This window comes from Gordonia sp. L191 (assembly GCF_030077625.1).
GTDB classification, from domain to species: Bacteria; Actinomycetota; Actinomycetes; order Mycobacteriales; family Mycobacteriaceae; genus Gordonia; species Gordonia polyisoprenivorans_A.
Genome location: NZ_CP125996.1, coordinates 2604253 through 2616005 on the forward strand (window position 1 = coordinate 2604253; position 11753 = coordinate 2616005).

At 67.4% G+C, this 11753-nt stretch carries 12 protein-coding genes; 7 read left to right on the top strand and 5 right to left on the bottom strand.

Annotated features, from left to right (window positions below):
* Position 1: 1 nt before the first annotated feature.
* Genes sufD through QNM97_RS11595 form a run of 3 tightly spaced genes read right to left on the bottom strand, consistent with a single transcriptional unit; the run spans position 2 to position 3476 of the window.
* Positions 2-1174 (bottom strand): Fe-S cluster assembly protein SufD, encoded by a 1173-nt coding sequence (sufD, locus tag QNM97_RS11585; RefSeq protein ID WP_283822847.1) that lies wholly within the window; start codon positions 1172-1174, stop codon positions 2-4.
* The gene (gene sufB, locus QNM97_RS11590; protein ID WP_283822848.1) at positions 1174-2646 is read right to left on the bottom strand and encodes a Fe-S cluster assembly protein SufB; all 1473 of its coding nucleotides are present in this window, start codon (positions 2644-2646) and stop codon (positions 1174-1176) included. Before sufB ends, sufD begins: the two co-directional genes overlap by 1 nt.
* Entirely contained in the window at positions 2643-3476 is an 834-nt protein-coding gene (locus QNM97_RS11595; protein ID WP_283823173.1) for a helix-turn-helix transcriptional regulator, read from the bottom strand. The genes sufB and QNM97_RS11595 overlap by 4 nt, the downstream gene beginning before the upstream one ends.
* 121 nt (positions 3477-3597) lie before the next feature.
* Between QNM97_RS11595 and mptB the strand changes: the two genes are divergently transcribed.
* The 4 genes from mptB to QNM97_RS11615 all read left to right on the top strand — a co-directional run bounded on the left by mptB (position 3598) and on the right by QNM97_RS11615 (position 8365).
* Positions 3598-5412: a polyprenol phosphomannose-dependent alpha 1,6 mannosyltransferase MptB gene (gene mptB / locus QNM97_RS11600; protein WP_208791143.1), complete on the top strand. Its 1815-nt coding sequence runs from the start codon at positions 3598-3600 to the stop codon at positions 5410-5412.
* A gap of 118 nt (positions 5413-5530) precedes the next feature.
* The gene (locus tag QNM97_RS11605; RefSeq protein WP_283823174.1) at positions 5531-6505 is read left to right on the top strand and encodes an ABC transporter ATP-binding protein; all 975 of its coding nucleotides are present in this window, start codon (positions 5531-5533) and stop codon (positions 6503-6505) included.
* Complete coding sequence (locus QNM97_RS11610; RefSeq protein ID WP_283822851.1) at positions 6502-7320, top strand: ABC transporter permease; 819 nt, start codon at positions 6502-6504, stop codon at positions 7318-7320. Before QNM97_RS11605 ends, QNM97_RS11610 begins: the two co-directional genes overlap by 4 nt.
* Positions 7321-7372: 52 nt before the next feature.
* Positions 7373-8365: a COX15/CtaA family protein gene (locus QNM97_RS11615; protein ID WP_283822852.1), complete on the top strand. Its 993-nt coding sequence runs from the start codon at positions 7373-7375 to the stop codon at positions 8363-8365.
* A gap of 28 nt (positions 8366-8393) precedes the next feature.
* On the opposite strand, the gene QNM97_RS11620 is transcribed toward QNM97_RS11615, so the two are convergent.
* A complete protein-coding gene (locus QNM97_RS11620) occupies positions 8394-9248 on the bottom strand; it encodes an alpha/beta fold hydrolase (protein WP_283822853.1) in 855 nt (284 codons plus the stop codon).
* 51 nt (positions 9249-9299) lie between these two features.
* On the opposite strand from QNM97_RS11620, the gene QNM97_RS11625 reads away from it, so the two are divergent.
* A complete protein-coding gene (locus QNM97_RS11625) occupies positions 9300-9692 on the top strand; it encodes a MerR family transcriptional regulator (protein ID WP_283822854.1) in 393 nt (130 codons plus the stop codon).
* Positions 9693-9731: 39 nt separating this feature from the next.
* Here QNM97_RS11625 and QNM97_RS11630 read toward each other — a convergent pair whose 3' ends face one another.
* Positions 9732-10121 (bottom strand): hypothetical protein, encoded by a 390-nt coding sequence (locus QNM97_RS11630; RefSeq protein ID WP_283822855.1) that lies wholly within the window; start codon positions 10119-10121, stop codon positions 9732-9734.
* Positions 10122-10211: 90 nt separating this feature from the next.
* Between QNM97_RS11630 and QNM97_RS11635 the strand changes: the two genes are divergently transcribed.
* Both QNM97_RS11635 and QNM97_RS11640 read left to right on the top strand, forming a co-directional pair.
* Positions 10212-10733 (top strand): phosphoribosyltransferase, encoded by a 522-nt coding sequence (locus QNM97_RS11635; protein ID WP_006370306.1) that lies wholly within the window; start codon positions 10212-10214, stop codon positions 10731-10733.
* A 37-nt stretch (positions 10734-10770) separates the two neighbouring features.
* On the top strand, positions 10771-11736 hold the full coding sequence (locus tag QNM97_RS11640; RefSeq protein WP_283822856.1) for a quinone oxidoreductase family protein: 966 nt from the start codon (positions 10771-10773) through the stop codon (positions 11734-11736).
* The last annotated feature ends 17 nt before the right edge of the window (positions 11737-11753 follow it).

Here is an 11753-nt window from a genome sequence, read left to right on the forward strand (position 1 = left end):
GTCAGGCGCCGGCGATCTCGAGTTCGGCCTCGACGGCCGCCTCGAGTCGTTCGCGGAGCTCGGGAACCGCGATCTTGGCGATGATCTCGCCGAAGAATCCGCGGATGACCAGCCGTCGGGCCTGATCCTCGGGGATGCCGCGGGCCTGCAGATAGAACAGTTGCTCGTCGTCGAATCGGCCGGTGGCACTGGCGTGTCCGGCGCCGATGATCTCGCCGGTCTCGATCTCCAGGTTCGGCACCGAGTCGGCGCGTGCGCCGTCGGTGAGCACCAGGTTGCGGTTCAACTCGAAGGTGTCGGTGCCCTCGGCCTCGGGGCGGATCAGCACGTCACCGATCCACACGGTGTGTGCCTCGCGCGCACGGTCGGTCGCATCGCCTTGCAGCGCACCCTTGTACACCACGTTGGAGCGGCAGTTGGGCTGGCTGTGATCGACGAGCAGACGCTGTTCGAGGTGTTGGCCGGCGTCGGCGAAGTACAGACCCCACAATTCGACGTCGCCGCCGGGTGCGTCGTAGTGCACCACCGGCGACAGGCGAACGAGGTTGCCGCCGAGGCTGATCGCGAAATGGCGAACCGTGGCGTCACGTCCCACCCGTAGGTGGTGGGCGGCCACGTGCACGGCGTCGTCGGCCCAGTCGTGGACGTTGACGACCGTCAGTGCGGCGGAGTCACCGACGACGAACTCGACGTTCTCCGCGTACGTGCCGCTGCCCTTCTGATCGAGGACGACGACGGCACGCGCGAACGGTTCGAGGCGAATCTGCAGGTGACCGAACGCCGTCTGACCCTCGCCGGGTCCGGTGACCTCGATGGTGACCGGCTCGCCGAGCTCGACCTCTCGTCCGACCGTCACCACGGTGGCCTCGGTGAACGACGAATATGCTTGCGCGGCAATGCGATCGAAGGGAACGCCACCCTGGCCAAGACGCTCGTCGGCGCGCCCGACGCTGTCGACGGTGACCCCGTCGCCCGCGCCACTGACCGTCACGGTCGCCTCCGCGGTGCGCTCGGCGGTGCCGTCATGCAGACCGCGTAGGCGGCGGAACGGGGTGAACCGCCACGCCTCCTCGCGCGGGCTGGGTACCTCGAAGGCGTTGACGTCGAACGACGTGAACTGCTCGCCTTTGTTGACCGGTCCGGCGGAGACCACCGGCAATGTCGGATCGGCCATCAGCCGACGGCTCCTTCCATCTGGAGTTCGATGAGACGGTTCAATTCGAGCGCGTACTCCATCGGGAGTTCTTTGGCGATCGGCTCGACGAAGCCGCGGACCACCATGGCCATCGCCTCGTCCTCGGTCAGTCCGCGACTCATCAGGTAGAACAGCTGATCGTCGCTGACCTTCGACACGGTCGCCTCGTGCCCCATCGTGACATCGTCCTCGCGGATGTCGACATACGGGTAGGTGTCGCTGCGCGAAATGGTATCGACAAGCAGCGCATCGCATTTCACCGTCGACCGGCTGCCGTGCGCGCCGTTGTTGATCTTGATCAGACCGCGGTAGGAGGCGCGGCCACCGCCACGCGCGACCGACTTGGAGACGATGTTGCTCGAGGTGTTGGGCGCGAGATGCACCATCTTGGAGCCGGTGTCCTGATGTTGCCCCTCGCCGGCGAAAGCGACCGAGAGCACCTCGCCCTTGGCGTGCTCACCGGTGAGCCACACGGCCGGGTACTTCATCGTCACCTTGGACCCGATGTTGCCGTCGATCCACTCCATGGTGGCGCCGGCCTCGGCCTTGGCGCGCTTGGTGACCAGGTTGTAGACGTTGTTCGACCAGTTCTGGATGGTCGTGTAGCGGCACCGACCACCCTTCTTGACGATGATCTCGACGACAGCGGAGTGCAGCGAGTCGGTCTTGTAGATCGGTGCGGTGCACCCCTCGACGTAGTGCACGTAGGCACCCTCGTCGACGATGATCAGCGTCCGCTCGAACTGGCCCATGTTCTCGGTGTTGATCCGGAAATAGGCCTGCAGCGGGATGTCGACGTGCACACCCGGCGGGACGTAGATGAACGAGCCGCCCGACCACACCGCGGTGTTCAGCGCGGAGAACTTGTTGTCACCGGCCGGGATGACCGACCCGAAGTACTCCTGGAAGAGCTCCGGGTGCTCCTTGAGACCGGTGTCGGTGTCGAGGAAGATGACGCCCTGCGCCTCGAGATCCTCCCGGATCTGGTGATAGACCACCTCGGACTCGTACTGCGCGGCCACGCCGGCGACGAGCCGCTGCTTCTCCGCCTCGGGGATGCCGAGCCTGTCGTAGGTGTTCTTGATGTCCTCGGGCAGTTCCTCCCACGAGGTGGCCTGCTTCTCGGTCGAACGCACGAAGTACTTGATGTTGTCGAAGTCGATGCCGTCGAGTTCGGCACCCCAGCGCGGCATCGGCTTGCGATCGAAGATCTTGAGCGCCTTGAGACGCTGATCGAGCATCCACTGCGGCTCGGACTTCTTGCCCGAGATGTCGGCGACGACCGCCGGGGACAGACCACGCTGGGCGCTGGCGCCCGCGACGTCGGAGTCGGCCCAGCCGTAGCCGTACGTGCCCAACGACGCGATGGTCTCTTCCTGCGTGAGCGGCGCCGCCTTACCAACCGGGGTGGACTCGCCGGCGGTGGTGACCGTGGGATCGGTGACTGTCATCGCGAAGCCTTTCGACTCTGGGGGTGTCGAGCGGATGCGGGCTGTGCATCACTCGTCGGGGTCGTGCTGTGCTGGTGTTCTTCGGGATCCGGCTGCTGTTCTTCGGGATCCGACTGTTCGGTGGCATCCGGGGGTGGATCGGGATGCGGGAGCGGAACATGGGTGGTGCACGCGCAGTCGCCGTTGGCGATGGTCGCCAGTCGCTGCACGTGCGTGCCGAGCAGCTCAGTGAATACCGCGGTCTCCGCTTCGCACAACTCGGGGAACTCGGTGGCCACGTGCGCCACCGGGCAGTGGTGCTGACAGATCTGCATACCTGCGCCGACCTGCCGGGTGTTCGCGGCGTATCCGGCACTGGTCAGTGCCTCGGCGATCTCGGTGACGGTCCCGGCAACCGTGGACGGATCGGTCGCGGGATCGATGCCGTCGACGATGCGTTCCACCCGTTCGCGGGCGAAGTCCGCGACCGCTCCGGAACCGCCGAGGTCACGCAGCTTGCGCATCGCCGCGCCGGCGAGATCGTCGTAGGCGTGGCGGAGCTTGCCCCGGCCGACCGCGGTCAGCTGGAACCACTTCGCCGGACGTCCTCGACCGCCTCGCTGGCCGAACGCCGGGGATGCTTCCTCGACATCGCCCGCCGCGGTGAGCGCGTCGAGATGACGACGGATTCCGGCAGCGCTGATCCCGAGCCGGTCGGCGATCTCTCCTGCCGTCAACGGCCCGTCCTCCACGAGCAGGGAGATGACCGCAGCCCGCGTCTGCCCATCGGCGTGGACACCATGATGGGCGGCGTCGGGCACGGTTTCGCCCCGCACAACATCACCGCGCATGGTTTTCACAACACGAGTGTGACGTAATTGATTCCCTCGTGCCAGCAAGGGTGCCCTTAGCGCCGACCTCGCGCGCCCCGCCCCGACGCGATCGCGGCCGGTCACCCACTACAGTCGTCGTGTGTCGGAATCACCCGCGTCAGAGGCCTCGGTGCTGCGCCGAACCCTGGACTACGTCGGGTTGAGCGCACCAGCACGGCGGACCAGGCGCGATCCCGATCGCCGCGGCGATTACGGCATCACCGTGGCCAAACTCCACGACCCCGAACACGAGGTGGGTCCCCTCGACGCCGCCGAAAACCGCCGCCTACTGCGCATCAAGTTGTTCGGGGCCACCGGCACCATCCTGATGCTCGTCGGGTCGCTGGGCACCGGACAGATCCCGGTACTCCAGAACCCGGTGGCCGGGATGCGCGTGCTATCACTGCCCTCGCGCATGTGGAGTACCGCGCTGACCCTGTCGATCGGCGGCACCATCATGCTCGTCGTCGCATGGCTGTTGATCGGGCGGTTCGCGGTCGGACGTTTCAGCGTCGAGGTCCTGCACGGCCGCAGTCCGGCGCGCCGGATGACCCGCCAGCAGGCCGATCGCACCCTTCTGTTGTGGATCGCGCCGATCATCGTCGCGCCTCCCCTGCTCAGCAAGGACATCTACTCCTATCTCGCGCAATCGGCGATCGCCTACCGCGGGATGGACCCCTACACGGTCAGCCCGCTGCACGGACTCGGCGTGGGCAACGTCCTCACCAGATCGGTGCCCAACCTGTGGCGTGACACACCAGCGCCGTACGGTCCGTTCTTCATCTGGATCGGCAAGGGCATCACCGCGGTGACCGGCGACAACATCACCGCGGCGATCTTCCTGCACCGACTCGTGGCGCTGGTCGGTCTGGCGTTGATCGTGTGGGCGCTGCCGCGGCTGGCCCGGCGCTGCGGGGTCTCGCCGGTCGCCGCATTGTGGTTGGGGGCGATGAACCCGCTGGTCATCCTTCACCTGGTGGGCGGCATCCACAACGAAGCCCTCATGCTCGGACTGATGCTGGTCGGCATCGAGTTGTGCTTCCGCGCGATCTACGGTGCGCAGCGGCTACGGACGCCCGGATCGTGGCGTCCGACCGGTGCGGGGTGGCTGTTGCTCGCCGGAGCAGCAGTGATCGCGACCAGTTCACTGGTGAAGTTCACCTCCGTCCTCGCGCTCGGGTTCGTGGGGATCGCATTGGCCCAACGGTGGGGTGCATGCCTGCCCGCTTTGCGTGGGGCACCGATTCGCCAGTGGTGGGCGAGATCACGCGCCACGGTGTGGGCGTTGGCCGCCTCCGCGGGCCTGCTCGGTGCCGTGCTCGCCGTCGTGATGGTGGTCATCTGCGTGGGCACCGGCCTCGGCTTCGGCTGGACCTCGACACTGTCGACCGGAGCAGTCGTGCGGTCGTGGATGTCGATGCCGACGTTGCTGTCGGTGTCTGCCGGGCGGGTCGGGGTCTTCCTCGGGCTCGGCGACCAGACCCAGGCGATCCTCGACGTCGTCCGTCCCCTCGGACAGATCATCGCCGCGGTCTTCGTCGTCCGCTGGATGCTCGCGACGTTGGCCGGACGCCTGCACCCGCTGGGGGCGTTGGGGGTATCGATGGCGACGGTCGTCGTCTTCTTCCCCTTCGTCCAGGCCTGGTATCTGCTCTGGGCGGTCATCCCGCTCGCGGCCTGGGCGACCCGGCCGTGGTTCCGTATCGCGACCATCACCGTCTCGGCCATCATCGCGATCGTCGTGATGCCCACCAGCTCCAATACCAGCGGCGTGGTCCTCGCCCAGGGGTTGCTGGCCGGTGTGATCATGGTCGCGGTGATGACGGCACTGTTCTTCGAGGACTGGCCCCGATGGCGTCCGAGACGGCGCTGGTCGAAGCACCCGACCCCCGAACACACCGACACCGCGGCGTGATCGACGGCGTTCACGCCGATGCGAGTGCACGGGGTCGACGGTTTTTTACCTGTGCGCACGAAGGCATAGTCTGACCAGTGTGCGCAGCGCGACCTCCTCGCCGTCGAGCGACGATCCGATGACGGACCGTCACCTCGCCGGCCCGTCCCCCGAAGCGCGGGCCGTCATCGGCGTCGACGCCCCCGCCCTTCAGGTCTGCGGACTGGTCAAACGCTTCGGCGACCGGACCGCGGTCGACGGTCTCGATCTGGAACTCCCCGCAGGGTCGATCCTCGCGCTCCTCGGCCCCAACGGCGCGGGCAAGACCACCACGGTCGAGATCTGTGAGGGCTTCTTGAGCCCCGACGCGGGAACGGTCACCGTGCTCGGCCTCGATCCCCGGCACGACAACGATCAACTACGCCGGCGCGTCGGGGTGATGCTGCAGGGTGGCGGCGCCTACCCCGGCGCGCGCGCCGAGGAGATGCTACGGCTGTGCGCGTCGTATTGCGCCGACCCGATCGACCCGGACTGGCTGCTCGACGCGCTGGGTCTGCGCGATGCCGCCCGCACACCGTTTCGCCGCCTCTCCGGTGGCCAACAGCAGCGGTTGTCGTTGGCGTGCGCCATCGTCGGGCGCCCCGAACTGGTGTTCCTCGATGAGCCGACCGCAGGTCTCGACGCGCATGCCAGGCTCGTCGTGTGGGAGATCATCGACCGCCTGCGCGGCGACGGGGTGTCGGTGCTGCTGACCACCCACCTGATGGACGAGGCCGAGCACCTCGCCGATCACGTCGTCATCATCGACAGCGGTCGGGTGGTCGCGGCCGGTACGCCCGCCGATCTCACCAGCCGTGGTGCCGAGAACGAACTGCGGTTCAGCGCTCCGCGCGGACTCGACCTGGCGTTGCTGACGCTGGCGCTGCCCGAGGGGTATGTGTGCTCGGAGACCGCGCCCGGCAGCTATCTGGTCGTCGGGTCGATGACCCCACAGGTATTGGCGACGGTCACCGCGTGGTGCGCCAAGATCAATGTGCTCGCGACCGATCTGCGCGTGGAGACACGCAGCCTCGAAGACGTATTCCTGGATCTGACCGGCAGGGCGTTGCGATGACCGATTCGACAACCGTGGGATCGACCGCGGGCCCGGTGCGTTTCCCGCCGGGCACCTTCACCCCACGTGGCGGGGCGGCGCCGCTCGTGGCGATGCTCGCCGCGCAGACCCGTCTCGAACTTCGGCTGTTGTTGCGCAACGGCGAACAGCTACTCCTCACCATGTTCATCCCGATCACGTTGTTGATCGGATTGTGCCTGCTTCCCCTCGACACCGACCTCGGATCGAGCACCGCCGAACGCGCGGCGACCTTCGTCCCGGCCATCATGACCGTCGCGGTGATGTCGACGGCATTCACCGGGCAGGCCATCGCCGTCGGCTTCGACCGGCGCTACGGAGCACTCAAACGCCTTGGGGCGACCCCGATTCCGCGGTGGGGCATCATCGTCGGCAAGTCGCTGGCGGTGGTGGCCGTGGTGGTGTTGCAGTCGGTGATCATCGGCGCCATCGGCGCCGGCTTCGGCTGGCGTCCCGGCCTCGGCGGACTGGCGATCGGCGCACTCGTGATCGCCTTGGGCACCGCCGCCTTCTCGGCGATGGGCCTTCTCCTGGGCGGCACGCTGAAGGCCGAGGTGGTGCTCGCTCTCGCCAATCTGCTGTGGTTCGCGATGGTCGGCATCGGCAGCGTCGTCGTGATGCAGTCACGGATCCCCGACGCCGTGTGGTGGGTGGCCCGATGTGTGCCCTCCGGTGCGCTCACCGAAGCCCTCGAGCAGGCCACGCACGGCAGCGTCGACGCCGTGGGCATCGTGGTGCTGCTGGCGTGGGCGGCGGTCAGCGGCGCCCTCGCGGTCAGGTGGTTCCGATTCGAGTGACACCGACCCACCTGCCCACTCCCCCGACAGCCCTCACGATCCCGGGACCCCGATGACGACTTCAGAGAAGACCCCTGCGGCAGCCGACCGGCCCGCGCCCGTGGCGACGACGCGCTCCGGCCTGGCCCGTGTCCCCGGCTTCGGCCGCCCGACGATCCGTTTCGTCCATCGCTGGGCGATCGCTCTGCTGGTCGCCAATGTGGGCATCGTCGTCACGGGCGGTGCCGTCCGACTGACCGGCTCCGGGTTGGGGTGTCCCACCTGGCCGCAATGCACCGACGGCTCGTTCGTCCCGCATGAGGCGATGGGCTATCACGCGGCGATCGAATTCGGTAACCGCATGCTCACGTGGGTGCTCACCATCATCGCGATCGCCGCGGTCGTCGCGGTGTGGCGTCAAGCGTCGTCGCAGCGCCGCAACCGCGTCCTGGTGGTCCTGCTCGCGCTCGGCATCCCCTTTCAGGGTGTCGTCGGCGGCATCACCGTCCTGACCGACCTGAACCCATGGGTGGTCTCCCTGCACTTCCTGCTGTCGATGCTGTTGGTGTCGGGAGCCACGGTGCTCGTGTTCCGCACCAGCCCGTATCCACGGGAGTCCGCGGTGACGGGCATCGCCGCACGCGTCGGCCTGATCATGGCGTGGCTCGTGTACGCGGTGACGTGGATCGCGATCTATCTCGGCACCGTCGTCACCGGTTCCGGCCCGCACGCCGGCGACGTCCATGCCCACCGCAACGGCCTGACCCCGTCGCAGACGACGCAGCTCCACGCCGACTCGGTCTTCGTCCTCATCGGTGTGGCAATCGCGATCGTGGTCATCACGCGGGTCATGCGGATGCCGCAATCCCGGGCGGCCCTCACCTACGCGGGGCTGCTGGTCCTGCAGGGGATCATCGGCATGGTGCAGTACTTCACCGACCTGCCCATCCTGCTGGTGCTGCTGCACATGCTGGGCAGCGGGCTGCTGCTGATCGGAGCCACCTGGTTGGTGCTGTGGTTCCGGTTGTCGGACAGCCCATCTGGAGACCCGGTACCCCTTACCTGAGGCACTGGGCACTGGAGCCCACGCGACCTCACCGCACGAGCCAGCGCCGAATGTGCCCGATGAGTTCCTCTGTGCGTTCCAGAGGTGCGAGGTGCCCGACGCCGTCGAGCAGCGTGACGAGGACATCGCCGGGCAACGCGTCTCGAAGGCGGCCGGCCTGTTCGACCGGCAACCACGGATCGTTCACTCCCCAGCCGATCTCGACACGACATGTGACGTCCGCCAGTCGCGCACAGATCGGTTCGGTGTGGTCCTCCGACAGCTGCGCGACCTGTCGATAGAACGCAGCTTGGCCCGCCTCACCGAGCCACGGTTCGACCAGCCCGCGCACTGTGTCGTGCGGCAGATCGACGACGGCGGCACCGGCGATGTAGCGATGCACGAGCGCCTCGTGCAGATCCGCGGGAAGTTGTTGGAAAACCTCGGCGTGCTTGCCCACCAGCGCGAAGAACGCAGAGCCCCATGGGCGCAGCGTCACCGCGTCGAGCAGGTAAAGACCGCTCATCGCGACTTCGTTGAACAAATGCGCGCCGAGCGCGACCGCCCCGCCGATGTCGTGCGCGAGTACGTGGGGGCGGGACGGGTTCCAGATACGCACGAGTTCGGCGAAGCGTTGCCGTTGCGCGATCAGATCAACCGGCACCTCCGGGCTCTTGGTTGACCGACCGTAGCCGGGCATGTCCCACAGGAAGACACGATGGCGATCGGCCAATCGCCGGGCCACCGGCCACCACACCTCCGCCGACCACGGAGTACCGTGCATGCACACCACATCGGGGCCTTCCCGCCGGCTCCGAGGGGGCTCGAGGACATAGGTCGCGATGGCGGCGCCGTCGATCTCGACGATGGCGGGCGCGGGCAATGCATCGGCTGTGACAGGCATTCCCGAACCGTAGGACCTCAGGTCGACCTGAGGTCAAGGCATGATGTGGTGATGCGCATCGCCGAGGCGGCCGCACTGGTCGGCGTCGAAGTACATGTCCTGCGTCACTGGGATGACATGGGCGTCGTCGTGCCCGACCGCACCCCGGCCGGGCATCGCGAGTACAGCGCCGAGCACGTGAGCCGTCTACACGTACTACGCGCGTGCCAGCACGTCGGAATGAGCTTGCGAGAAATACGCGTCGTGCTCGATCGCGGCGCAGCCGAGCGCCGCCAGATCATCGATCGACGGATCGACGAGATCCGGGTGCAGCGCCGTCGATTGGCGGACGCGGAGTCGTTCCTCGTCCATGTCCTGGAATGTCGGCACGACCTGTTGACCCGGTGCCCGGAGTGCAGTGTCTTCGCCGGGTCGGACCCGGTCGGGCCCGAGGAAACCGGCTGAATCCCCGGTCACCCCGGCTTCCAGTCCCGGGATACCGGCTCAGAGAATGGCTTGATTACGCGGCTTGGGAAAGTGCTTTTGTCCGGCGACCCAGCCGGCCATCTTGCGATAGTGCGACGGATCGACGGTCGTCGACGACGTCAGATCGCGATCCCACTCGGCGGTCTCGACGCCGGCCACCGCATCCACGACCGCTGTGGCGGTCGCGAGGTCGGCGACCACGCGATCACCGAGGATGCCCCCCTGCTCGCCCACGAGCGTGATCCGCACGCCGGCCGCGCCGATCGGCTGCAAGACGGCCTTGGCCGACCCGCCTTCCCGGCTGACGAACTTCTCGATCGAGGACACCACGTCACGTGGTACCGACACGGTCGGGGCGTCGGCAGGGGTCTCGGAGTTCTCGGCTGCGGGCTGCTCGCTCATGGTCATCGAGCATACCGAGGTGGGGCCGCCGGGTAGACACGCGCCACCAACGCGCTCGACATGTGCCGTCGCCCGAAACTTGGCAGAGTCACTGCCATGAACGCCTCCGCCACGACCCCGCCGGCTCCCGACGAGCGCGAAAAGCTGACCTGGGAGATGAACGGCCGGGCATGCCGCGACCTCGCCCAGCAGATCGCCGACGACGGCTTCGTCCCCGACATCATCCTGGGCATCGCCCGCGGAGGCCTCATCCCGGCCGGCGCGATCGCCTATGCGCTCGACTGCAAGCTGATGATCTCGCTGAACGTGGCCTTCTACACCGGCATCGGCGAGACCCTGGCCGAACCGGTGATGCTGCCGTCACTGCTGGAGAGCAGTGGACTGCACGATCAGAAGGTGCTCGTCGTCGACGATGTCGCCGACTCCGGCAAGACCCTCGCCCTCGTCGACGACTTCTGCGAACATCAGGGCCGCGTCGCCGAGGTCCGCAACGCGGTGATCTACCAAAAGCCGCACACGATCACCACGCCCGACTACTGCTGGCGCACCACCGCCAAGTGGATCGATTTCCCGTGGTCGGTGGAACCCCCGGTCACCGGAGCCGCCGAGAAACCGTGATGATTCCGACGTCTCGGCCGGGGTGTAGAAACGACTCATGCGCGCAATTCAGGTCACTCGACACGGCGGTCCGGATGTCTTGAGCTACGGGACGGTCGACGATCCGATCCCCGCTCCCGACGAGGTTCTCGTTCGCGTCACCGCCGTCGGCGTCAACTTCATCGACACCTACCTTCGCCGTGGCCTGTACCCCTCACACCCGCCATATGTGCCCGGTACCGAGGGCGCCGGTGAGATCGTGTCGGTCGGCTCGGAGGTCTCCGATCTCGATGTCGGCACCCGTGTCTGCTGGTGCGACGCCCCGGCCAGCTACGGCGAGCTCGTGGCGGTCCGTGCCGCTCGCGCGGTGCCGATCCCCGACGGTGTCTCCGACGAGGTAGCCGGGAGTTCGTTGTTGCGTGGGCTGACTGCGCACTATCTGCTCGACGGCAGCGCGCATCCCGCCGAGGGCGACGCGATCCTGCTGCACGCAGGCGCCGGCGGCATTGGACTGATCCTCACCCAGCTGGCCAAGCGCAAGGGTCTGCGGGTCATCACAACGGTGTCCTCGGACGAGAAGGCCGAACTGTCGTCCGCGGCCGGCGCCGACCACGTGCTCCGCTACGGCGACGACCTCGTCGAGCAGGTACGAGGTCTCACCGACGGCGACGGGGTGCGGGTCACCTATGACGGGGTGGGCGCCGACACCTTCGACCAGTCGGTGGCAGCGACCGGCATCCGCGGATTCGTGGTCCTCTTCGGCGCGGCCAGCGGCCCGGTGCCACCGTTCGATCTGCAGCGTCTTAACAGCGCGGGCTCGTTGTCGGTGACCCGACCGACCCTGGCGCATTTCATCGCCGATCGCGACGAATTGGCGTGGCGCGCATCGGACTATCTCGGAGCACTCGCCGACGGCGTCGAGGTGCGCGTCGGTCAGCGGTACCGTCTCGCCGATGCCGAACAGGCTCACGCCGATCTCGAGGGCCGGCGTACCACCGGGACGTCGGTTCTCGTGCCGAACTGACGAGGTGTTTCGGCGAC